At 59.6% G+C, this 21,932-nt stretch carries 22 protein-coding genes and 1 tRNA gene; 18 read left to right on the top strand and 5 right to left on the bottom strand.

What is annotated here, in order from left to right:
• Nucleotides 1-9 precede the first annotated feature (9 nt).
• From sufC to BMY36_RS01890, 6 genes are all read left to right on the top strand, one after another.
• The gene (gene sufC, locus BMY36_RS01915; protein ID WP_050520271.1) at nt 10-765 is read left to right on the top strand and encodes a Fe-S cluster assembly ATPase SufC; all 756 of its coding nucleotides are present in this window, start codon (nt 10-12) and stop codon (nt 763-765) included.
• Entirely contained in the window at nt 765-2,057 is a 1,293-nt protein-coding gene (gene sufD / locus BMY36_RS01910; RefSeq protein WP_050520272.1) for a Fe-S cluster assembly protein SufD, read from the top strand. Before sufC ends, sufD begins: the two co-directional genes overlap by 1 nt.
• A 48-nt stretch (nt 2,058-2,105) precedes the next feature.
• Nucleotides 2,106-2,534: a YIP1 family protein gene (locus BMY36_RS01905; RefSeq protein WP_082224880.1), complete on the top strand. Its 429-nt coding sequence runs from the start codon at nt 2,106-2,108 to the stop codon at nt 2,532-2,534.
• A 33-nt stretch (nt 2,535-2,567) separates the two neighbouring features.
• On the top strand, nt 2,568-3,131 hold the full coding sequence (locus BMY36_RS01900; protein WP_175469232.1) for a Yip1 family protein: 564 nt from the start codon (nt 2,568-2,570) through the stop codon (nt 3,129-3,131).
• 3 nt (nt 3,132-3,134) lie between these two features.
• Nucleotides 3,135-4,355: a cysteine desulfurase gene (locus BMY36_RS01895; RefSeq protein ID WP_050520275.1), complete on the top strand. Its 1,221-nt coding sequence runs from the start codon at nt 3,135-3,137 to the stop codon at nt 4,353-4,355.
• 68 nt (nt 4,356-4,423) lie between these two features.
• Nucleotides 4,424-4,500, top strand: a tRNA-Arg gene (locus BMY36_RS01890).
• Between the two features lie 9 nt (nt 4,501-4,509).
• Here BMY36_RS01890 and BMY36_RS01885 read toward each other — a convergent pair.
• The 3 genes from BMY36_RS01885 to BMY36_RS01875 form a co-directional block, all read right to left on the bottom strand.
• Nucleotides 4,510-5,082, bottom strand: a complete 573-nt coding sequence (locus BMY36_RS01885) for a retropepsin-like aspartic protease family protein (protein WP_050520276.1) — start codon at nt 5,080-5,082, stop codon at nt 4,510-4,512.
• A 41-nt stretch (nt 5,083-5,123) separates the two neighbouring features.
• Nucleotides 5,124-5,741: a MarC family protein gene (locus BMY36_RS01880; protein WP_050520277.1), complete on the bottom strand. Its 618-nt coding sequence runs from the start codon at nt 5,739-5,741 to the stop codon at nt 5,124-5,126.
• Nucleotides 5,742-5,823: 82 nt separating this feature from the next.
• A complete protein-coding gene (locus BMY36_RS01875; RefSeq protein ID WP_050520311.1) occupies nt 5,824-7,668 on the bottom strand; it encodes an ABC-F family ATP-binding cassette domain-containing protein in 1,845 nt (614 codons plus the stop codon).
• A gap of 128 nt (nt 7,669-7,796) precedes the next feature.
• Between BMY36_RS01875 and ndk the strand changes: the two genes are divergently transcribed.
• The 3 genes from ndk to BMY36_RS01860 all read left to right on the top strand — a co-directional run bounded on the left by ndk (nt 7,797) and on the right by BMY36_RS01860 (nt 10,891).
• Entirely contained in the window at nt 7,797-8,219 is a 423-nt protein-coding gene (gene ndk / locus BMY36_RS01870; protein WP_050520278.1) for a nucleoside-diphosphate kinase, read from the top strand.
• Nucleotides 8,220-8,301: 82 nt separating this feature from the next.
• Nucleotides 8,302-10,113, top strand: a complete 1,812-nt coding sequence (locus BMY36_RS01865) for an ABC-F family ATP-binding cassette domain-containing protein (RefSeq protein WP_050520279.1) — start codon at nt 8,302-8,304, stop codon at nt 10,111-10,113.
• 178 nt (nt 10,114-10,291) lie between these two features.
• Nucleotides 10,292-10,891, top strand: a complete 600-nt coding sequence (locus tag BMY36_RS01860) for an outer membrane protein (RefSeq protein WP_050520280.1) — start codon at nt 10,292-10,294, stop codon at nt 10,889-10,891.
• A gap of 51 nt (nt 10,892-10,942) precedes the next feature.
• Here BMY36_RS01860 and BMY36_RS01855 read toward each other — a convergent pair whose 3' ends face one another.
• Entirely contained in the window at nt 10,943-11,827 is an 885-nt protein-coding gene (locus BMY36_RS01855; protein ID WP_050520281.1) for a TPM domain-containing protein, read from the bottom strand.
• A 132-nt stretch (nt 11,828-11,959) separates the two neighbouring features.
• On the opposite strand from BMY36_RS01855, the gene cysS reads away from it, so the two are divergent.
• The 5 genes from cysS to BMY36_RS01830 all read left to right on the top strand — a co-directional run bounded on the left by cysS (nt 11,960) and on the right by BMY36_RS01830 (nt 17,963).
• The gene (cysS, locus tag BMY36_RS01850) at nt 11,960-13,351 is read left to right on the top strand and encodes a cysteine--tRNA ligase (RefSeq protein WP_050520282.1); all 1,392 of its coding nucleotides are present in this window, start codon (nt 11,960-11,962) and stop codon (nt 13,349-13,351) included.
• Between the two features lie 94 nt (nt 13,352-13,445).
• Entirely contained in the window at nt 13,446-15,074 is a 1,629-nt protein-coding gene (gene cimA, locus BMY36_RS01845) for a citramalate synthase (protein WP_050520283.1), read from the top strand.
• Nucleotides 15,044-15,820 carry a phytoene/squalene synthase family protein gene (locus BMY36_RS01840; protein ID WP_050520284.1) on the top strand — a complete coding sequence of 259 codons (777 nt, stop codon included), beginning with the start codon at nt 15,044-15,046 and terminating at the stop codon, nt 15,818-15,820. Before cimA ends, BMY36_RS01840 begins: the two co-directional genes overlap by 31 nt.
• Nucleotides 15,821-15,899: 79 nt before the next feature.
• A complete protein-coding gene (locus BMY36_RS01835) occupies nt 15,900-17,144 on the top strand; it encodes a lytic murein transglycosylase (protein ID WP_050520285.1) in 1,245 nt (414 codons plus the stop codon).
• 30 nt (nt 17,145-17,174) lie between these two features.
• The gene (locus BMY36_RS01830; protein ID WP_050520286.1) at nt 17,175-17,963 is read left to right on the top strand and encodes a bestrophin-like domain; all 789 of its coding nucleotides are present in this window, start codon (nt 17,175-17,177) and stop codon (nt 17,961-17,963) included.
• Nucleotides 17,964-18,047: 84 nt separating this feature from the next.
• Here BMY36_RS01830 and BMY36_RS01825 read toward each other — a convergent pair whose 3' ends face one another.
• The gene (locus tag BMY36_RS01825; protein ID WP_050520287.1) at nt 18,048-19,277 is read right to left on the bottom strand and encodes an MFS transporter; all 1,230 of its coding nucleotides are present in this window, start codon (nt 19,275-19,277) and stop codon (nt 18,048-18,050) included.
• A 138-nt stretch (nt 19,278-19,415) separates the two neighbouring features.
• Between BMY36_RS01825 and BMY36_RS01820 the strand changes: the two genes are divergently transcribed.
• From BMY36_RS01820 to BMY36_RS01805, 4 genes are all read left to right on the top strand, one after another.
• Nucleotides 19,416-20,045: a DNA-3-methyladenine glycosylase family protein gene (locus tag BMY36_RS01820; protein ID WP_050520288.1), complete on the top strand. Its 630-nt coding sequence runs from the start codon at nt 19,416-19,418 to the stop codon at nt 20,043-20,045.
• Nucleotides 20,042-20,701: an alpha/beta hydrolase gene (locus BMY36_RS01815; RefSeq protein WP_050520289.1), complete on the top strand. Its 660-nt coding sequence runs from the start codon at nt 20,042-20,044 to the stop codon at nt 20,699-20,701. Before BMY36_RS01820 ends, BMY36_RS01815 begins: the two co-directional genes overlap by 4 nt.
• Nucleotides 20,702-20,867: 166 nt before the next feature.
• Nucleotides 20,868-21,452 carry an HNH endonuclease gene (locus BMY36_RS01810; protein ID WP_050520290.1) on the top strand — a complete coding sequence of 195 codons (585 nt, stop codon included), beginning with the start codon at nt 20,868-20,870 and terminating at the stop codon, nt 21,450-21,452.
• 227 nt (nt 21,453-21,679) lie between these two features.
• The coding region (locus BMY36_RS01805) for a transposase (protein ID WP_175469230.1) at nt 21,680-21,932 on the top strand (253 nt) is incomplete at its 3' end.

Genomic DNA, 21,932 nt, shown 5'->3' with positions numbered 1-21,932 from the left:
GGGAATAAAATGTTAGAGATCAAAAACCTGCACGTTAAACTTGAGGAAGAGGATAAAGTGATCCTGAAAGGGGTCGACTTGTCCATCGCGCCCGGCACTGTGCATGCGATTATGGGGCCGAACGGGTCGGGTAAATCGACGCTGTCTTATGTGCTGTCGGGCAAGGGCGGGTATGTGGTGACGGACGGTTCTGCCACGCTGGAAGGGGTGGAGCTGCTGGAGATGGAGCCGGAGGCGCGCGCGGCGGCGGGGTTGTTCCTAGCGTTTCAATATCCGGTCGAAATTCCCGGCGTGGGTAATATGACGTTTTTGCGCACCGCAGTGAACGCACAGCGCAAAGCGCGCGGCGAGGAAGAACTGTCGGCGGGCGCGTTTTTGAAAGTGATCCGCGAAAAGGCGAAAGCGTTGCAAATTGACGCCGAGATGCTGAAGCGTCCGGTCAATGTCGGCTTTTCGGGCGGTGAGAAAAAGCGCAATGAAATTTTGCAAATGGCGATGTTGGAACCCAAGATGTGCATCTTGGATGAAACCGACAGCGGCCTTGATGTGGATGCGATGAAGCTGGTGTCGGAAGGCGTGAACGCGCTGCGGGGTGCCGGGCGGTCATTTCTGGTTATCACACATTATCAACGCCTTCTGGACCATATCAAACCTGATTTCGTGCATATTATGGCCGATGGGCGCATCATCAAAACCGGCGGGCCGGAGTTGGCGCTGGAGGTTGAGGAAAACGGTTACGCCGATATCGTGGCTGAGGCGGTTTGATGGCACAGCTGCACGCAAAACAAGCAAAACAAGACGCGTTGGCCGCACGGCTGGCTGGGTTGGATTTGCCAAAGGGCGGTTGGTCGGCGCAGGCGCGCGGTGCGGCCTTGGCGCGGCTGTCGGATATGGGCCTGCCGGGCAAGCGCGATGAATATTGGCGCTATACCGACCCTGCAGCCTTGAACGCGGTCGCCCCGCAGCCGTCTGACGCGCTGCGCGCCGAAACCCCGATTTTCACGGGCAAGGACAAAGTGCGGATTGTGTTCGTGGACGGGGTTTTTGATGCCGCCGCCTCGGACCCGCTGGACCTTGCGCAGGTCGAAATTACGCTGTTGTCGCAAGCAGATGCGCAAGATGTGCATTGGGCGAAACCGCTGTATGGCACCCTAGAGGCTGTGGGCCAGACCCCGGTTCCGCGCCCTTTTGCGGCCCTGAACACTGCCGCCGCCCAAGAAGGGCTGTTGATCCGTGTGACGGGCAAAGCGCCGCGCCCGTTGCACATATCTTATCGTCAAACATCAAACACTTCGGATGTGATGTTACACCATTGCGTGAAGGTTGAAGACGGGGCCGCGTTGACCCTGCTGGAAACGGGAATCGCAGGGGCGCGCAGCAATGTGGTGATGGAAGTGCAGATCGCCGCGAATGGCACGCTGCACCACATCCGCCCCCAAGGGCGCGCGCATGGCAAGCACCTGCTGACCCATATTTTTGCGCGCCTTGCGCAAAATGCGCTGTTCAAAAGCTTTACTTTGTCGATGAACGGCCGTTTGACCCGCAACGAGGCGGTGATCGAATTTACCGGCCATGATGCGACGGCCCATATTGCCGGGTCTGCGGTGGGGGATGGGAATTTCCACCATGACGACACAGTGTTCGTGACGCATGACGCGGAACGCTGCGAAAGCCGCCAAGTGTTCAAAAAAGTGCTGAAAAACGGTGCAGTGGGCGTGTTTCAAGGCAAAATATTGGTGAAACAAGGCGCGCAGAAAACCGATGGTTATCAAATCAGCCAAGCGTTGATGCTGGATGATGACAGCCAGTTTTTGGCCAAGCCAGAGCTGGAAATCTATGCCGATGACGTGATTTGCAGCCACGGCTCCACCTCGGGCGCGATTGACGAAAACGCGCTGTTTTACCTGCAATCGCGCGGCGTGCCAAAACGTGCGGCGCAAAGCCTGTTGGTGCTGGCCTTTCTGGCCGAGGCGATTGCCGAAATCGACGATGAGGCGCTGGCCGAGGATGTGCGCGCGCGCATGGAAGATTGGCTGGCGCGGCATGAGGGAAAATAAGTGCCTGTTACCAATGACATAGTTTCCGCTTGGCGCCGCCCCCGCGTGATGATGCTATCGCATTTGGCGCGCGAACGGTCAGAGCCGTGGGTGTTTGCCTTGCTGGTGGCTTTTATGATCATGGCGTTTATCGCGCAATGGCCGGGCGCCAGCCGCACCAGTTTTGAAAACCCGGCGGTCCCGTTGGAACCGCAATTGCTGGCGATTGCGCTGGGGATTTTGGCCTTGATCCCGGCGTGGTACGCGCTGGCCGCGATCAGCCATTGGATTGCGAAACTGCTGGGCGGGCAGGGCGACCATTACGGCGCGCGATTGGCGCTGTTTTGGGCGTTGGTGACGGTTAGCCCGCTGATGTTGCTGCAAGGTTTGGTTGCGGGCATGATTGGCCCCGGCCCGGGCTTGACCTCGGTCACGATCATCACAGGTGTTATGTTCGTGAGTTTTTGGATTTTGAACCTGATTGAAGCGGAACGCTAAGCTATGGACCTGACCCCGGCCTTTTTGAAACAGATGTTACTTGAAACCTTGCGCGATCCCCGCGCGGGGGCGGCGCATCTGCTGCGGCTTGGTTTTTCGCCGCTTGTGGGGTGGATGGCGTTGTTGTTGATGGCGGTTGCATCGACCATTTTGACGCATCTTAGCTTGTCTTCCCTGCCGCCCGAGGCGCGGGAGGCGTGGGCGGGTCTGTTTGGGGGCCCGGTGCGCACGGCGATGCTGCAATGGGTGGTGTTGCTGGTATCGGTGCATGCCATTTACCGGGTCGGCGCGTGGCGTGGGGGCACTGGCACGCTGAACGGTGCTGTGGTTTTGGTCGCGTGGTTGCAGTTCATCTTGTTGCTTTTCCAAATCGCCCAATTGCTGGCAGACGCGATTTTGCCGCCTTTGGCTGGCGTGCTGGGCACCGCTGGGATGGTCGCGTTTTTCTGGCTGTTGACCAATTTTATCGCCCAGTTGCACGGGTTCAAATCGCTGGCGATGACATTTTTGGGCGTGTTGATCACATCTTTTGTCGCGGTGTTTTTGCTCAGCATCGTGATCACCTTGTTGGTCGGCGTGCCAAGCGAAGGAGTATGATTGATGTTTGACATCACAAAAATCCGCGGTGATTTTCCGATTTTGGCGCGCAAGGTGAATGATCGCCCGCTGGTGTATCTGGACAACGGCGCATCGGCGCAAAAACCCCAAGTGGTGATTGATGCGATGAACATCGGCTATTCCCAAGAATATGCCAATGTTCACCGCGGCTTGCACTATCTGTCCAACCTTGCGACCGATAAATATGAGGCGGTGCGCGGCAAGGTCGCCCGCTTCCTGAACGCGGGGTCCGAGGATGAAATTGTGTTCACCACAGGCACCACCGAGGCGATTAACCTAATCTCCTATGCTTGGGCCGCCCCCCGGTTTCAGCCGGGGGATGAGGTGGTCTTGTCCATCATGGAACACCACGCCAACATCGTGCCGTGGCATTTTCTGCGCGAACGCATGGGTGTGGTGTTGAAATGGGTCGATTGTGATGCCAATGGCGATCTGGACCCGCAGGCGGTGATTGATGCGATTGGCCCGCGCACGCGGCTGGTGGCGATCACGCAAATGTCGAATGTGACGGGTACGGTGGTTGATGTCGCCACGATTTGCCACGCGGCCCGCGCGCGCGGTGTGGCCACGCTGGTCGATGGGTCGCAAGCGGCGGTGCATATGTCGGTCGATGTCACCGCGATGGGCTGCGATTTTTACGCAATCACCGGGCATAAACTCTATGGTCCCAGCGGGTCGGGTGCGATCTATATTCACCGCGACCGCATGGATGAAATGCGCCCTTTCCTTGGCGGCGGCGATATGATCCGCGAGGTGACGCGCGACACCGTGACCTATAACACAGCCCCCATGAAGTTTGAGGCGGGCACCCCCGGCATCATCCAGCAAATCGGCATGGGTGTTGCGCTGGATTATATGATGGGCATCGGCATGGACGCGATTTCAGCCCATGAAGGCGCGTTGCGCGATTATACCCACGACCGTCTGGCGGGCCTGAACTGGTTGAATGTGCAGGGAAATTCAACCACAAAAGGTGCGATTTTCAGCTTTACCCTGCAAGGGGCGGCGCATGCGCATGACATTTCCACCATTCTGGACAAACGCGGCATTGCCGTGCGCGCGGGCACCCATTGCGCGATGCCCTTGATGGATCACTTGGGCGTTGGGGCCACCTGCCGCGCGTCATTCGCGATGTACAACACCACGGATGAGGCGGATAAACTGGTCGACGCGCTGGAATTTTGCCACGAGCTGTTCGGCTGACCCGCGCGGGAACAACCCGCAAATAACACGTTGCAACTGCCGCCCGCTTTGGGTACTTAAATCCCAACGCACCCATAGCTCAGCTGGATAGAGTGCTGCCCTCCGAAGGCAGAGGTCGCACGTTCGAATCGTGCTGGGTGCGCCAAATCCCCTATCACCTGCGCAAAATCATCTGCCCATCGGCAATTTCCACCCGGAAATGGCGCAGATAATCCATACCCAGCAAAGAGCCAAACATCTCGCCCTCATTGACATAGGCGGGCAGGGCGTCATCCACAAAGCCGCCCAGCGTCACATTTTCCAACATCACCCGCGCAATCCGCACAGACCCATTCGCTGTTTGTGCCGTGCCCAAATAGGCCAGCCCTGCCGGGTCAATCCCCAAACGCTGCGCATCGCCCCGCGTCAACACCACGTTGGACGCGCCGGTATCAATCATGAAATCAACATCCGTGCCGTCGATATCCAACGTCACATAATAATGCCCGTCATTTGCGCGGGGCAGGGTGACCGCATCCGCCGTGACAGTTTGCCCGCCAACATACTGCCCGCCCATATCCTGCCACAGCCCGTACCCGGCCATGACCCCGACAAAGATCAAGCCCCAAGACATGACGCCGCGCGCAAGTTGCCCCATTCGCCCGCGAAATTCGACCAACAGATACCCACCAACTGCCACAATCAGCAGCCCCAAATACCCCAAGCGCGCAATCATATCGCCGTCCATGCCAACCCTTCCCGTGTCATCAACCCAAGATGGGGACGCTTTTACCCGATCAAGCCTGTGCCCTTGATCCCATCAATCACAAATTGTACCGACAGCGCGGCCAGCAGCATCCCCAGCAACCGCGTGATCACCACAGTGCCCACCCGGCCCAGCAAGCGTTCCAACGGCCCCGCGATCAAAAACAGCAAAAACGCCAGAAACACCACGAAAATCATCACCAAATGCACGGTCAATGTGCCTTGCCATGTGCCGCCCGCCTCACCCACCAGCAAAATCATGGTGGCAATCGCCCCCGGCCCCGCGATCAGGGGGATAGCAATGGGAAACACCGAGGGGTCATGGTCGGCATTGGTGGTCTGCCCTTCGCGCCGCTGGGTGCGCCGTTCAAACAGCATGTCCAGCGCTGTCAAAAACAGCAAAATCCCGCCCGCAATCCGAAACGCCGACATGGAAATGCCAATAACGCTCAAAACCGCTTCCCCCAGTAGGCCAAACATGGTCAAAATGAAAATCGCAATCACACACGCCCGCCCGCCAATCACCCGGCGTTGCTCGGCGGTCATGCCGGGTGTCAGCGCGATAAACATCGGGATCAACCCCGGCGGGTCAATGACCACAAACAAGGTGGCAAAAGCGGTGATCAAAAAGGCAGTTTCCAAAACGGCGTCCTTTCGGGCGAATACCGCCCTTTGATTTCATCTTGGTCCAAATACCTGCAAACGCCAACCCCAAGGGCTGGCGTCAGGCCGCCGCTTCCAGCTTTTCTTGCGCGCGCAGCCACATCGCCTCGGCCCGGTCCAGCGCTTCGCGCACTTCGCCGTATTTCTTTTGCCAAGTTTCCATCTCGCCCAAGCGCGCGGGTTCATAAAGGGCCGGGTCTGCCAGCTTTTTCGCCAACTTATCGCTCATCTCATTCAGCTTGGTCAGGCGGTCCTCGCATTTGCGCACATCCGCGCGCAGCAGGCTTACATCCTCGCGGCTGGCTTTTTTTACCTTTTCAACGGGTTTCACTGGCTTTGCACTGTCATCGCCTGCCAGCAATTGCTTGCGATACGCCTCCAGATCTTCGCCATAAGGCATCACAGCCCCGCCTTTGACCAACCACAACCGGTCCGCAACCAACCCCAACAGGTGCATATCGTGGCTCACCAGCACAACCGCGCCGGAATAGGTCGTCAACGCCTCCACCAGCGCCTCACGGCTTTCCATATCAAGGTGGTTTGTCGGTTCGTCCAAAATCAACAAATGCGGTGCGTCCAGCGTGGCCAGCAACAGCGACAAGCGCGCCTTTTGCCCACCCGACAAACGCCCCACCACCGTTTCCGCTTGGTCCGCCAGCAACCCAAAACCCGCCAATCGTGCGCGCAACCGCGGCTGCCCTTCGGCGGGCCGCATCCGCTGCAAATGCTGCAATGGGGTTTCATCAATGAACAATTCGTCCACCTGATGCTGCGCGAAATAGCCGATGCGCAGCTTGCTACTTTGCGTCATTTTGCCATGCGCCGGCTTCAACTTGCCTGCCAGCAGCTTGGACAGTGTCGATTTGCCCTCACCATTGCGGCCCAGCAGCGCGATCCGGTCATCTTGGTCAATGCGCAGCGACAAGTTGCGCAAAATCGGCGGCCCATCATAGCCCACGGCAACCCCGTCCATGTTGATGATGGGGGGCGACAATTCCTCGGGTTCGGGGAAAGTAAACACCTGCTTGCGCGCTTCTTCGGGCGGGGTGATCGTCTCCATCTTTTCCAGCATCTTCACGCGGCTTTGCGCCTGCACGGCTTTGCTGGCTTTCGCCTTGAACCGGTCCACAAACGACTGCAAATGCGCCCGCCGCGCCTCTTGCTTCTTGGCTTCGGCCTGCAACACCGCTCGGCGTTCCGCCATTTGGCGCGCAAACTGATCGTAAGGGCCAGACCAATAGGTCAGCTTTTTTTCGTCCAGATGCAAAATTCCCTGCACGGCGCGATTGAGCAGCCCACGGTCGTGGGAAATGATGATCACAGTGTGCGGGTATTTCGCCAGATAACTTTCCAGCCACAACGCACCTTCAAGGTCCAAATAGTTGGTCGGTTCGTCCAGCAGCAAGAAATCGGGCTGCGCAAACAACACCCCCGCCAGCGCCACGCGCATCCGCCAGCCGCCCGAAAAATCCGAACAGGGGCGCAGCTGCGCTTCGGCATCAAACCCAAGCCCCTTCAAAATCGATGCCGCGCGCCCTTCGGCAGACCAGGCATCAATATCGGTCAAACGCGCTTGCACTTCGGCAATGCGGTGCGGGTCGGTGGCGGTATCGGCCTCTTTCATCAAGGCCTCACGCTCGGTGTCGGCCTCCAACACCGTCTGCAACAGCGTGGTCGATGACGATGGCACCTCTTGCGCCACGCCGCCGATGCGCGACCGGGCGGGCATGGAAATATCCCCCCCCTCCAGCGCCAATTCGGACCGGATCAGGCGGAACAGGGTGGTTTTACCCGCCCCATTGCGTCCAACCAGACCCACCTTGTGGCCTGTGGGTATCGTGGCAGAAGCGTTCACCAACAACGGGCGACCTTCGACGGAATAGCTGATATCATTGATGCGTAACATGGCGCTTGCCTTGCCCGATGTGGCGCGCGGCGTCAACCGTTAGCGTGGGCGTCCACGTGGGCTTTTCAACCCCGCCCGCCCGTGATAGCAGGCCGCCACAAACACCCAATTTCAAAGTGAGTAGTACAATGGCCGTTGAACGCACCCTGTCGATGATCAAACCCGACGCCACCAACCGCAACCTGACCGGCAAAATCAATGCCAAGTTCGAAGAGGCTGGCCTGCGCATCGTCGCCCAAAAGCGCATCCACCTGAGCCAAGCCCAAGCTGGCGCGTTTTACGCAGAACACGCAGAACGCCCGTTCTATGGCGAACTGTGCGAATTCATGTGTTCCGCCCCGATCATCGTGCAAGTGCTGGAAGGTGAAGGTGCCATTTTAAAAAACCGCGAAGTGATGGGTGCCACCAACCCCGCAAACGCGGCAGATGGCACCATCCGCAAGGATTTCGCCCTCTCCGTCGGTGAAAACTCCGTCCACGGTTCCGACAGCCCAGAAGCTGCGGCGCGCGAAATCTCCTTCTACTTCTCCGGTCTTGAACTGGTTGGCTGATCGCCTAAATCTGGTCTAACGCATCCCAAAGCCGTCCCAATGGGGGCGGCTTTTTCCAATCCCTAAAATTCAAGGCAGTCCCATGGCCCGCGCCCCTTTGTTGCAACTTTCCGGTATCATGCTGACCTTTGGCGGCGACCCTGTGTTTGATAACCTTGATCTGGTCGTTCACCCCGGCGACCGCGTGGCGCTTGTGGGCCGCAACGGGTCGGGCAAATCGACCTTGATGAAGGTGATGGCCGGCCTCACGCTGCCCGATGCGGGCACGCGCGTTGTGCCGCCCGGCGTCACCGTGGGCTATATGGAACAAGACCCCGACCTGTCGGCTTATGAAACGCTGGGCGATTACGCCGCTGCCAATTTGCCTGAGGGTGAGGAATATAAGGTTGCGATGGTGGCCGAAGGGTTGAAATTCAACCCCGAAACGCCTGTGGCCTCTGCCTCGGGCGGGGAACGCCGCCGTGCCGCATTGGCCCGGTTGATGGCCGAAGCGCCGGAGTTGATGCTGCTTGATGAGCCGACCAACCACCTTGATATCCAAGCCATCCAATGGCTGGAGGAGGAGCTGCGATCGACCCGCACCGCCTTTGTCCTCATCTCCCACGACCGCGCGTTCCTGAAGGCGCTCACCCGCGCGACCCTATGGATTGATCGCGGCCAAGTGCGCCGCCGTGAAAGCGGGTTTGACGGGTTTGAGGAATGGCGCGAAACCGTCTGGGCCGAGGAGGACGACCAGCGCCACAAGCTAGACCGCAAGATCAAAGCCGAAGCGCGTTGGGCGGTCGAAGGGATTTCGGCCCGCCGCAAACGCAACCAGGGCCGGGTGCGCGCGCTGGCCGATCTGCGCGCCGAACGCGCGGGCCAAATCCGTCGCCAAGGCACCGCCGCCATGGCGCTGGAATCGGGCACCACATCGGGCAAGCGCGTGGTAGAGGCCAAAGGCATCTTCAAGGCCTTTGGCGACCAGCAAATCGTTAACAACCTTGATCTGCGTGTGCTGCGCGGCGACCGGATTGCCTTTGTTGGGCCGAACGGTATTGGCAAAACCACTTTGCTGAAAATGCTGACAGGCGAAATTACCCCCGACAGCGGCACGATCACCCTTGGCACCAACCTCGATATCGCCGTGTTCGACCAAACCCGCGCGCAGCTGGACCCCAACGCATCGCTGTGGGACAACTTGACCAATGACCCGTCGATGTCGGTGTCGGGTAGTTCGGACCAAGTGATGGTGCGCGGCAACCCCAAGCATGTCGTCGGCTACCTCAAGGATTTCCTGTTCAATGAGGCGCAGGCGCGCGCCCCCGTGCGCTCCTTGTCGGGCGGTGAAAAGGCGCGGCTTTTGCTGGCCCGCATCATGGCAAAACCGTCGAACCTGCTCATCCTCGACGAACCGACAAACGATCTGGACGTCGAAACCCTGGATTTGCTGCAAGATATCCTTGGCTATTACGATGGCACCGTGCTGCTGGTCAGCCACGACCGCGATTTCATCGACCGTGTGGCGACCTCGACCGTGGCGCTGGAGGGGCAGGGCCGCGTGGGCGTGTTCCCCGGCGGCTGGACCGATTATATGTCCCAGCGCGACATCGAATGGGCGCCGGAGGCGACATTTACCGCCAAATCCGCCGCAGCGCCCGCGCAAAAATCAAACACCAAACGCGCCGATACGCTGTCGTTTACCGAACGCAAACGCCTTGAAAACCTGCCCGATCTGATCGCCAAGATGGAGGTCGAAATCAGCAAGCTGGGCGAATTGCTGGAGGCGGATGATTTGTTCTCACGCGAACCCGTGAAATTCCGCAAAGCGTCCGAGATGATGGCCGAACGACAGACCCAACTTTCAGCACTAGAGGCGGAATGGATGGCGCTAGAAGAAAAGGCTGCGATCTAATCCCCAAACAGGCCAGATTGCGCCGAACATCCGCGCGGCATCGGCGGAATTTCCCCCGTCACACACACGCGCGGTCACAGGTCTGTGAGGGGGGCTAAACCCTACGGAACCAAAGGGTTATCTATGCGTTGATGGGACAAGCGGCACAAAGCCGTGGACCCACACGAAAGGTAATCCCATGAAATTTATCACATCTCTTGCCCTTGCGACCGCGATCAGCGCGCCGGCCTTTGCGGGCGGCATGAACACCCCCACCCCCGAGCCGATGATCACACCCGTCTATACCGCCCCCGCACCAACCGGCAATTGGACTGGGTTTTACGCGGGCGCGCAGCTGGGCTACGGCGATTTGTCGGGTGATCTGCCCGGCCCCGTCAGCCTTGATGGCAATGGCGCGATCGGCGGCGTCCATGCTGGCTACCGATATGACTACGGCCAGTTCGTAACGGGCGTGGAGCTTGCGTATAACGCGGCAAACATCGACCTTGGCGCGGTTGGGGAATTGGACAGCGTCACCCAGTTGAAACTGATGGGCGGCTATGATCTGGGCCAAACCTTGGTTTATGCCACAGTGGGCGGCGCGCATGCCAAGGCGACCTTGAGCGGCGTTGGCCGGTCCGACAACGGCTTGGTTTTGGGTGTCGGCATGGATTACGCGCTGAATGATGCGTGGACCGTTGGCGGCGAATTCACCCATCACCGCTTTAACAACTTTGACAACAGCGGGGCCGATTTGCGCGCCAATTTGGTGCAAATCAAAGTCGGCTATAAATTCTGATGTAACGGGCGGGGCAGGGGAAACCTTGCCCCCCTCACCATTTGCCCCCATTCACCACTTGCCCGAAGCACCACCCCCGCCCGAACGGCCCCCGCCAAACCCCCGCTTGCTGGATGATTTTGCCGCCCGCGCCACAGATCTTGAAGGGATATTATACGCCTCAACGCGGGTATCATTGCAGGCGTCACAGCGCTGCGTCCGTTGGCCGGTTCCGCCAATATCCTCACTTGGTGGCACGGTCACGCCGCGCTTCACCCGCAATTTGCGCGCGCCACAGTTGGGGCACGCGCGCAACCGCACCAACAGATCGCGCAATTTGGATTTAAAGATCATCCAGATCATTGCAAACGCCGCGGCCAAGATGATCAAAACGCCCGTAATTCCCGCCCAAACGGAGTCCTGCGCAAACCCGCTATCCGCCGTCACCGCCGCACCCGTGGCAAAAGGGCGCGCAAGACGGTCAATGGCCGATTGCGCCCCCGCCTCTAGGCCGCGCGGATAATCACCTGCGGAAAACGCGGGCAACATGGCGGTATCAATCACCCGCTGCGCGCGCCCATCCCAAATCACATCATACGCATCGCCCAAAACAATCCGCATTTCGCGATCGCCTTGCGACACCAAAATCAAAATCCCATCATGGCGCGCGGCGTCCCCAATGCCCCAAGCGTTGAACCAGCCCGTGGCAAAATCGGCAAACCGCCGCGTGGCGTTTGGCCCTGCGCCGCCGTAATCGGCCATGCGCGCGATGGTGACCAAGGCGATATGCACCCCGGTTTCATTCCGCGCCGCTTGCAGATTGGCCGAAATCCGCGCTTGCGTTGCGGGCGGCAGCAAGTTGGCGTAATCACTGACCGTATCCGACACGGGCGCAGGATAAGGCTGGGCCATTGCACCAACAGGCAGCCACAACAGCAAAATCAACAGGCGGATCATGGGCGCATCCTTTTGCGGCGGTTTGCGCGGGTCTACAACAGCAAGGCGCAACCTGCAAAGGGCCAGTAAGCCGTTTCCAATCGGGCCTGATGTTGATATGCCAAAGCTGTAAAGACTGCGTAAAGGTGCCCCATGGCCAAGATCAAACTGCACAACACCAAATCCCGCGTGAAAGAGGATTTCACCCCGATTGACGCGTCCAATGTGCGGATTTATCTGTGCGGCCCAACGGTCTATGATCGCGCCCATCTGGGCAATGCGCGCAATGTGATTATGTTTGACGTGCTGAACCGGGTGCTGCGCCATGAATACGGCGCAGATCATGTCACGTATGTGCGCAATTTTACGGATGTTGATGACAAGATCAACGCCGAAGGCTTGCGCCGCCAACAAGCCGGCGAGCCGGGCAGCCTTGAGGAATTGATCCACCAGCGGACTGAGGAAACCATCGCGTGGTATCACGCCGATATGGACGCGCTGGGAAACCTGCGCCCAGACCATGAACCCCGCGCGACGCAATATATCGTGGAAATGGTCGCGATGATCGAACGCCTTATTGCCTCGGGTCATGCCTACGGCGAACAGGGCCATGTGCTGTTTGATGTGCGGTCTTATCCGGCTTATGGCCAACTGTCGGGGCGGTCGGTCGATGATATGATCGCGGGCGCGCGGGTGGAGGTGGCCCCGTACAAACGCGACCCAATGGATTTCGTGCTGTGGAAACCGTCCGATGCCGTGACGCCGGGCTGGGACAGCCCGTGGGGCCGGGGCCGCCCCGGTTGGCATATCGAATGTTCCGCAATGTCGCAGGCACTGCTGGGCCCGTCGTTCGACATTCACGGCGGCGGGTCCGATTTGACCTTTCCGCACCATGAAAATGAGGTGGCGCAAAGCTGCTGCGCCAACCCGGATGCGGGCTTTGCCAATTATTGGCTGCACAATGAGATGTTGCAGGTAGAGGGGCGCAAAATGTCCAAATCGCTGGGCAATTTTTTCACCGTGCGCGATTTGCTGGATCAGGGTGTGCCAGGTGAAGTGATCAGGTTTGTATTTTTGGGCACGCATTACCGCAAAACGATGGATTGGACGGCGGAGAAGGCCGCGCAGGCAGAGGCAGCGTTGCGCAAGTGGCGCGGGTTTGTGGAGGGCATTGAGCCCGCCCCAAACCCGTTGGGCCCTGTGATCGACGCTTTGTCTGATGATCTGAACACGGCGGGGGCGCTGGCGGCTTTGCATGTGGCAGCGGGGCAGGGCGATTATACGGGGCTGTTAGCCTCCGCCCGTTTGATGGGGTTGTTGGAAGACGGGATGGGGGATTGGGTTGATGCATATCATTTGGGCGGATTGGGGGGACGGCTAGAGGTGCTTTGGGCTGCGGCAAAACAATCGAAAGATTTCAGTGCGGTGGATGCGATGAAGGCGGATTTGGCGGCAGCCGGTGTTTTGGTGCAAATGGGTCGCGACGGTGTGGTTTTGACACCCGCAGCTGGCTTTGATGCGGCGAAGGTGGAGGCGTTGAAGTGATGTGTGTTTGTGTGGCCGGCGCTGGGGGCTGTCTGCCCCCAAGGCTGCTTTGCAAAGCAACGCAGCCCCCCCGAAGGTATTTTTGCCAAGATGAATGTGGGGGGCGGGGATGAAGGAACGGCTTTATCTGTATGACACCACCTTGCGCGATGGGCAGCAAACGCAAGGCGTGCAGTTTTCAACGGTTGAAAAGGTGCAGATTGCGCGGGCGCTGGATGCGTTGGGGGTGGATTATATTGAGGGGGGCTGGCCGGGGGCCAATCCGACCGACAGTGAGTTTTTTACTGAACGGCCTGACACGCGCGCGGTGATGACGGCGTTTGGGATGACCAAGCGGGTGGGGCGATCGGCGGCAAATGACGATGTTTTGGCGGCGGTGTTGGACGCGGGCACGCCATCAGTCTGTTTGGTGGGCAAAACGCATGAGTTTCATGTGACCACCGCGCTTGGCGTGACGTTGGAGGAAAACCGCGCGGCCATTGCGGAAAGTTTTGCGCATGTGGTCGCCAAGGGCCGTGAGGCGTTGTTTGATGCGGAGCATTTTTTTGACGGCTATCTGGCGAACCCCGCCTATGCCATGTCGTGCCTGCGCGCGGCGTTTGATGCAGGCGCGCGGTGGATTGTTTTATGCGACACCAACGGCGGCACTTTGCCTGCGGAGGTGGGGCGGATCACTGCGGAGGTGATTGCCGCAGGTATTCCCGGCGCGCGTTTGGGCATTCATTGCCATGATGATACCGGCAATGCCGTGGCCTGTTCGCTGGCGGCGGTCGATGCGGGCGCGCGCCAAATCCAAGGCACGTTGAACGGGTTGGGCGAACGCTGCGGCAATGCGAATTTGATTTCGCTGATTCCGACTTTGTTGTTGAAAGCCCCCTATGCCAGTCGGTTTGAAACCGGGGTCAGCCATGCCGCGCTGGCGGGTATTTTGCGCACCAGCCGGATGTTGGATGATATTTTGAACCGGGTGCCGCAGCGGGGGGCGGCCTATGTTGGCGCGTCGGCATTCGCGCATAAGGCGGGGCTGCATGCCTCGGCGATTTTGAAAGATCCGTCGACGTATGAGCATATTGTGCCGGATTTGGTCGGCAATGCGCGCATTATCCCCATGTCAAACCAAGCCGGGCAATCGAATTTGCGCGCGCGGCTTGCGGCGGCGGGGATTGTGGTTGATGCGAAAGACCCGCGTTTGGCCGGAATTTTGGACGATATTAAACTGCGCGAAGATCAGGGCTATGCTTATGACGGCGCGCAGGCCAGTTTCGAGTTGCTGGCGCGGCGCGCCCTAACCCTGTGCCCCACGTTTTTTGAAGTCAAACGTTACCGCGTCACGGTGGAACGTCGCAAAAACAAGCGTGATCAGATGATTACCCTGTCCGAAGCTGTCGTGGTCGTCAAAATCGGCGACCAAAAGATGCTGTCGGTCAGCGAGTCGATGGACGCCACCGGCACCGACCGTGGCCCCGTCAACGCGCTGTGGAAAGCGCTGGCAAAGGACCTTGGCCCTTATCAATCCTACATCAACGACATGCGCTTGGTGGATTTCAAAGTCCGCATCACCCAAGGTGGCACCGAGGCTGTGACCCGCGTGATCATCGACAGCGAGGATGCGCAGGGAAAACGCTGGTCCACCGTCGGCGTGTCCGCCAATATCGTTGACGCGAGCTTTGAGGCGCTGCTGGAGGCGGTGACATGGAAGCTGATCCGCGATGGCGCGCCGTGATGCTGGACCATATCGAACGCGCCGACCCCACTCGTTTTGCCGCCCTTATGGCCGCCCCCCCGCACAGCCGCGCGCCCCTTGCCACGCTGTACGTCTATAACATCGAAATCTCGCGCGCGCCTTGGGCCAGCAAAGAGCCGATGATCGCCGAAATGCGCCTGCAATGGTGGCGTGACGCGGTGGAGGATACGGCGCGCGGCACCATTCGCGGCCATGAAATCATGCAACCGCTGGCCGATCTGATCACCGCCCACGACCTGCCGCTGGAGGTGCTGGACCGTATGGCAGGGGCGCGGCGCTGGGATATTTACAAAGATGCGTTTGAAAATCAAACCGCGATGGACGCTTATTTGGATGACACGGGCGGCGCCTTGATGTGGCTGTCCGGCAAAACGCTTGGCAGCACGGATGAAGGCGCTTTGCGCGATTTCGGCTGGGCGGCTGGCCTTGCGACCTACCTGCAAGCGGTGCCCGAACTGGCACAGCGCGGCCGCATCCCCCTGCTGGATGGGCGGGATGCGGGCATCGCGGCCCTGGCACAGCGCGGCCTTGACCGCCTGCAATCCGCCCGCAACCAAGGCATTTTGCGCAACGCCCATCCCGCTTTGCTGGCAGGTTGGCAGGCCAAACCCCTGCTGCAGATGGCGGTGGCGGAACCGGGCCGCGTGGGCGAAGGGGCGCTGCAGCTGTCCGAATTTTCCCGCCGGGGCCGCCTGTTGTGGCAAGCTTTCACCCACCGCTGGTAACCCCGCTTCCCCCCTCCCATGATTTCGGATAGTTTGCAGGCAATCGGGCAAAGCCCCGCATGGAATTGAGGAGTTACCGATGCAGATCACCCGCCGCACCACCTTAGCCACGCTTGGCGCTGCCTTTCTTACCGGATGCGTGGGCGGCGGCTCCGGCCCAGTGGCCGCGCGCATAGGAACCAGCACCGGTCCCACCTACACCCCCGTGCCCAACGCCGGGTTCGATGCGTGGGTCGCATCCTTTCGCGCCCGCACCACCAGCATCAACCAATCCACCATGACCGCCGCTTTCGCCAATGTGGGCTTTCTGCCCGAGGTGATTGAACGCGACCGCAACCAAACCGAATTCAAACGCAGCTTGCAAGATTACCTTGCCATCGCCGCCTCGGATGAACGCGTGTCAAAGGGCCGTGCGGCCTATGCCCGCCAGCGCGCCACGCTGGACGCGGTTGAGCGTCGCTATGGGGTCGAAGGGCATGTGGTCGCCGCCGTCTGGGGGCTGGAAAGTTTCTTTGGCGAACGGCGCGGCGATATTCCGGTGATTTCCGCCGTGGCCACGCTGGCGTATGAAGGGCGGCGCGGCGCGTTTTTTGAAAAACAACTGATCGCGGCGCTGAAAATCTTGCAAAATGGCGATATTTCGGCAAACCGCATGGTGGGATCATGGGCGGGGGCGATGGGCCACACGCAATTCATCCCCACATCGTACGAGCTGTTCGCAGTGGATTTCACGGGCGATGGGCGGCGCGACATCTGGTCCGATGATCCCGCCGACAGCCTTGCCTCCACCGCCGCCTACCTCGCCAAATCCGGCTGGACACGCGGCCAACCTTGGGGCGTCGAGGTGCGCTTGCCCGCTGGGTTTAACGCAGGCCTTGCCGGGCGCAAATCCACCCGCTCCCCGTCCGAATGGGCGGCAATGGGCGTGCGCGATATGGATGGGGGCACCGTGCCCAACCATGGCGCAGCCTCGATCATTATCCCCGAAGGGGCGCGCGGCCCGGCCTTCATGACCTTCCGCAACTTCACCGCCATCACCCGCTACAATAATTCCGAAAGCTATGTGATTGGCGTTGGGCATCTGTCGGACCGTATCCTTGGCCGCCCCGCCATTCGCGGCGCGTTCCCGCCCGATGCGACCGGCATGACCATTGACGACCGCAAGCAAATGCAAATGCTGCTGACCGCCAAAGGGTTTGACACAGGCGGCAGCGATGGGGTGATCGGGGCCAAAACCCGCGCTGCCATTTCCGCCTATCAAACCAGCCGCGGCATGGGCGTGACGGGCGAACCCAGCCTTGATTTGCTGGCCAGCCTGCGGTAACTGCACGCCCTGCTGTGAAAGGGCTATGGGATGGGACAATCTGAATTGATCTATGACATCCCATCCTATGTGATCGCCGTTTCGGTGTTTTGCCTCATGGTCCTTGCGGGCATGGTAGCGCGCGGTTGGGGCAAACGCGTGCAACTAAACACAGACGCTGAAGCGGTGGCACAAGCCAGCGCTGTCCAAGGCTCGCTTTTGGGTCTGTTAGCCTTGCTGCTTGGCTTTACCTTTTCGCTGTCGTTGTCGCGGTTTGATGAACGCAGCGTCGCGGTGGTGCATGAGGCGAATACAATGGGCACGGCCTATCTGCGCAGCGATTTGATCAGCGAAAAGCGCCGCGATGCGGCCAAGGGGCTGCTGCGCCAATACGGTGATGCGCGGTTGGCAGCGGTCGAAATCTCGGCCGCCGATCATGTCGCGCGTGCCCAAATGGTGCAGCGTGCCGCCGTGGTGTTCGATGTTTTGTGGCAAATCGCAGCGGATGAAGCGCGCGAATTTCCCACCCCGGTGTCGATGGGGTTTGCCGCCAGCCTGAATGATATGATCGACGCGCTGTCGACCCGCAATTCCGCGATTGACCGCCATGTGCCGGAATTGGTGCTGTTTTTGCTGTTCGGCACCTTTGTGGTCTTGGGCGCGGTTATTGGGTTTTCATCGGCCATATCGGGCGTGCGACCGGGGGTTCCGGTCTATGCCATGACCTTGCTTATCGCTGTTTTGGTGTTTTTGATCATTGATCTGGACCGCCCGCGCCGGGGCTTGATCGCGGTGGATCAATCGCCTTTGGCCGCTGCTGTGGGTGCGATGCAGCGCTGATCAAACCTTACGATGTGGTTAACAGAAAAACCAAAAGTCAATGTTTTCAACGCATTGCCCGGCGCATCGCGCGCGATTTTCACCTCAATTCGCACGCATTTCTTTGGGCTGCAGCGCCAGCCAAATCAACGCGCCCCCCGCCAACACCAAGAACGGCAGCATCGCGATGTTCACCGCCGCCCAGCCTTCCTCCACCGACCCGCCCGAACAGTTCATCAACCCACCCGATGACAGCGATGCCATGGTCACGCCGCCAAAAACCAACAGATCATTCAAACCCTGCATGCGGCCCCGCTCGCTCGGGGCAAGGGTGCCAACCAGCATCGACGTGGCCCCGATAAAGCCGAAATTCCAACCAATGCCCAGCAAAACCAAAGCGGCAAAAAAGTTGACCAGCTCCACCCCCGTCAAGGCCACAGCACCCGCCGCAGCCAAAATGGTCAGGCCAAGGGCGATGATTTTTTCCACCCCGAACCGCGCAATCAAATGCCCGGTGAAAAACGACGGCACATACATGGCAAGCACATGCATCGTGACCACATCGGCAGCATCCGCCGTTTTGAACCCGCACCCCACCACCGCAAGCGGCGACGATGTCATCACCAAATTCATCAACGCATAAGACACGGTCGCACAAATCACCGCCACCGCGATGCGGGGTTCCTTGATCATTTCCCAGCGGGTGCGCCCCTTATCATCGCCCGGCTTGGGGACGGCAGGCTTGGGGATGTTCAGGCCCAAAAACAGAAACGACCCGACCAAATTCAGCACAATCACTGCAATATAAGTGCCCATAAACGGCACGACAAAGGCTTGCGCGGTCACTTTGACCAGCTGCGGCCCGATGATCGCGGACAACAAACCGCCCGCCATCACCCATGAAATCGCCTTGGGCCGAAACGCCTCACTCGCAGTGTCAGCGGCGGCAAAACGGTAGAACCCTTGGGCCGACATATAAGTGCCCGAGAAAAACGCGCCGAACAGGAAAATAGGAAAGCTGGCGGAATAAAGCCCATAAGCCCCGATGCCCGCCCCCAGCGCGCCCGCCGTGGTGCCAATCAAAAACCCTGCGCGGCGGCCATATTTTTGCATGATCGCCGACAGCGGCGTGGCCGAAAACATCGACCCGATCACCATGATCGAAATCGACAGCGTGGCCCAGCACGCGTTTGATGCCAGCGTTTGCCCCGCCAGCCCCGCGATGGTGAAAATCATCGGCATCTGCGCGCCAAGGATCGCTTGGGCAGCAACCAGCACCCAGACGTTGCGGCGAGATTGAGCGTCGGAGGCGGGGAGGGTGTCTGTTTGGGTCATGATCTGTCGTAAGCCCGGCGCGGCCCTTGGGGCAAGGGAGAAATTGTGATTGCTACAATTGGGGCCAAAGCGCGCGCAGTTTTCAGGGGTTCTCAGCCACCGCCTGCGGGGGTAGCGTTGCGCAAAGCGGAGGTGGCGATGGTTGGGCGACTTATTCAAGGCGATGCTTGCGTGGCAGAGGGGGCGGCGTGGTTGGCTGCCCATGATCCGCGCTTTGCCCATGCGCTGACCCTGACGGGGCCGTTGCCGCTGCGGTTGAAACCGGATGGGTTTGGGGCGCTGTTGGATGCCATTATCGGCCAGCAGGTTAGCACGCAATCGGCCGCCGCAATCTGGGCGCGGCTTGCCGCAGCGGGCCTGACCGATGAGGCGCGGGTGGCGGCAGCAAGCGAAGAGGAGCTGCGCGCCTGCGGGCTGTCGCGCCAAAAAATCCGCTATGCGCACGCGCTGGCGGCGGCACGGATTGATTATACGGGCTTGCGCGATTTGCCCGATGCCCAAGTGATGACGGTGCTGACGGCGGTGCCCGGCATTGGCACCTGGACCGCCGAGATTTACGCCATGTTCAGTTTGGGGCGCGCCGATGTGTTCGCGCCCGGTGATCTGGCTTTGCAAGAGGCGGCACGGCGGCTGTTTGACCTGCCCGATCGCCCAAAGGAAAAACCGATGCGCGCGATGGCGGCCCAATGGTCACCGTGGCAATCGGTTGCGGCGACCCTGCTTTGGGCCTATTACCGCGTTTCAACCGCACATGAGGGTATTCGATGACACGCAACCTAAATTCCGCCCGCATGGGTGCCGCCTATGGCAAAGCAACCTCTATGGTCGTGTTTGTGCATGGATACGGGGCCAATGGGGATGATCTGATGGGGCTGTCGGACCCGCTGGCACCGCATTTGCCGGGGACGGTGTTTTATTCGCCCGATGCGCCCGAACCATGCAACGGCGCGCCAATGGGGCGGCAATGGTTTCCGATTCCGTGGATTGACGGATCATCCGAGGCGGTAGCGCGCGCGGGCCTGTTGGCCGCAGCCGATGATTTGAACGCCTTTTTGGATACCAAACTGGCCGAAGAAGGGCTGACACCTGCCGCGCTGGTGCTGGTGGGCTTTTCGCAAGGCGCGATGATAAGCCTGCATGTGGCCCCGCGCCGCAGCCCTGCGATGGCGGGTTTGGTGGCGATTTCGGGGCGGCTGTTGGCCCCCGAATTACTGGGGGAGGCGGTGGTAAAACCGCCCGTGATGTTGATCCATGGCGATCAAGACCCTGTGGTGCCTTTTGCCGATATGGGGCTTGCCGGGGATGCCTTGGTCACCGCAGGGTTTGAAGTGTTCGGCCATGTGATGAAGGGTACGGCGCATGGAATTGCGCCCGATGGCTTGCAGGCAACCTTGGCGTTTTTGAACGACCGTTTGCCCAAATAACCGCTGCCCGTTCCCCGTGCGGATGCGCCGCAGGTGGTGCAGGGAACGGGGCAGATAAGGGGCTTGTCAGTCGGCAACTGCGATATATAATTGATGGGCAGGGGCCGGGCCCCTTAACCCCGGCTGCGCCTGTGATTGGACGCCGCTGGGGGATTTTGTCAAGACGATGGATGGTGATTTCAGAACGAATTTTGTGCGTGAACCTGTGGCGTTGCGGCATTTTCCGGCGCTGGTGTTGAATGCGGATTATCGGCCGTTGTCCTATTACCCGCTGTCGCTGTGGCCGTGGCAAGATGCGATCAAAGCGGCCTATCTGGACCGTGTAACAATCGTGGCCGAGTATGAGCAGACGGTGCGCAGCCAAAGGGATGAGTTTCGCATCCCGTCTGTGATTGTCCTGAAGGATTTCGTAAAACCGCAAAAGCGCGTGGCGTTTACCCGGTTTAACCTGTTTTTGCGCGACGAATTTTGTTGCCAATATTGCGGTGGCAAAGGCGATTTGACCTTTGACCATGTGGTGCCGCGCGCGCTGGGGGGGGTGACCAGTTGGGAAAATGTGGTGGCTGCGTGCAGCCCGTGCAACCTGCGCAAAGGGGCGCGGTCTTTGCGTGATTGTGGGTTGCAGTTGAACCGCAAGCCCCGCCAACCGTCGCCCGAAGGGATGCATGCAGCGGGCCGCCGCTTTCCGCCAAACCATTTGCATCAAAGCTGGTTGGACTTTCTGTATTGGGATGCAGAATTGGACGCCTGAACAGGGTTTGCAGGCGCGTTGTGTAGAGGTGATCATAATAGGCACCAAAACGGTGGTTCTTATGTCAGAAATGATGCATCGGATTAACAGCCCATACTTTTGTGTTGTATCTGAATGAGATCCCTGGGGAGCAAACGTCTGATTGTAAAGGTGACCATAATAGGGGCTCTGTTGCACAAATCCCATGAGGGATTCATCTTGTGAATCCAGCATGGTAGCTGTGTGGTATGAGTAAACCCACACCCCTCGCCTACAAGACCAGGAACTGGTCCGCCTATAACGAAGCGCTCAAGCGTCGTGGCTCGCTGACGATTTGGTTCGATCCCACCATGGCCTGGGAGGCTGCGCCGACCGGAAAACGTGGCCGACAGCCCGACTACAGTGACGCTGCGATCCAGACATGTCTGACGATGAAAGTACTGTTCGGCATGGCGCTGCGGCAGACGACGGGGTTTGTCGAGAGCCTCCTGCACCTGATCG

The sequence above is a fragment of the Pseudorhodobacter antarcticus genome, assembly GCF_900110135.1.
Lineage (GTDB): Bacteria > Pseudomonadota > Alphaproteobacteria > Rhodobacterales > Rhodobacteraceae > Pseudorhodobacter > Pseudorhodobacter antarcticus.
Note: the sequence above shows the minus strand (reverse complement) of the source record. Positions and strands in the feature narration are given on the sequence as shown.

Coding starts and splice junctions, on each gene's coding strand:
- BMY36_RS01875 (WP_050520311.1), bottom strand. CDS start 7,668: ATGTTACGCATCAATGATATCAGCTATTCCGTCGAAGGTCGCCCGTTG.
- ndk (WP_050520278.1), top strand. CDS start 7,797: ATGGCCGTTGAACGCACCCTGTCGATGATCAAACCCGACGCCACCAAC.
- BMY36_RS01830 (WP_050520286.1), top strand. CDS start 17,175: ATGGGACAATCTGAATTGATCTATGACATCCCATCCTATGTGATCGCC.
- BMY36_RS01885 (WP_050520276.1), bottom strand. CDS start 5,082: ATGGACGGCGATATGATTGCGCGCTTGGGGTATTTGGGGCTGCTGATT.
- BMY36_RS01810 (WP_050520290.1), top strand. CDS start 20,868: ATGGATGGTGATTTCAGAACGAATTTTGTGCGTGAACCTGTGGCGTTG.
- BMY36_RS01825 (WP_050520287.1), bottom strand. CDS start 19,277: ATGACCCAAACAGACACCCTCCCCGCCTCCGACGCTCAATCTCGCCGC.
- BMY36_RS01835 (WP_050520285.1), top strand. CDS start 15,900: ATGCAGATCACCCGCCGCACCACCTTAGCCACGCTTGGCGCTGCCTTT.
- BMY36_RS01855 (WP_050520281.1), bottom strand. CDS start 11,827: ATGATCCGCCTGTTGATTTTGCTGTTGTGGCTGCCTGTTGGTGCAATG.
- cimA (WP_050520283.1), top strand. CDS start 13,446: ATGTGGGGGGCGGGGATGAAGGAACGGCTTTATCTGTATGACACCACC.
- BMY36_RS01860 (WP_050520280.1), top strand. CDS start 10,292: ATGAAATTTATCACATCTCTTGCCCTTGCGACCGCGATCAGCGCGCCG.
- BMY36_RS01840 (WP_050520284.1), top strand. CDS start 15,044: ATGGAAGCTGATCCGCGATGGCGCGCCGTGATGCTGGACCATATCGAA.
- cysS (WP_050520282.1), top strand. CDS start 11,960: ATGGCCAAGATCAAACTGCACAACACCAAATCCCGCGTGAAAGAGGAT.
- sufC (WP_050520271.1), top strand. CDS start 10: ATGTTAGAGATCAAAAACCTGCACGTTAAACTTGAGGAAGAGGATAAA.
- BMY36_RS01900 (WP_175469232.1), top strand. CDS start 2,568: ATGTTACTTGAAACCTTGCGCGATCCCCGCGCGGGGGCGGCGCATCTG.
- BMY36_RS01865 (WP_050520279.1), top strand. CDS start 8,302: ATGGCCCGCGCCCCTTTGTTGCAACTTTCCGGTATCATGCTGACCTTT.
- BMY36_RS01815 (WP_050520289.1), top strand. CDS start 20,042: ATGACACGCAACCTAAATTCCGCCCGCATGGGTGCCGCCTATGGCAAA.
- BMY36_RS01905 (WP_082224880.1), top strand. CDS start 2,106: ATGATGCTATCGCATTTGGCGCGCGAACGGTCAGAGCCGTGGGTGTTT.
- BMY36_RS01820 (WP_050520288.1), top strand. CDS start 19,416: ATGGTTGGGCGACTTATTCAAGGCGATGCTTGCGTGGCAGAGGGGGCG.
- sufD (WP_050520272.1), top strand. CDS start 765: ATGGCACAGCTGCACGCAAAACAAGCAAAACAAGACGCGTTGGCCGCA.
- BMY36_RS01895 (WP_050520275.1), top strand. CDS start 3,135: ATGTTTGACATCACAAAAATCCGCGGTGATTTTCCGATTTTGGCGCGC.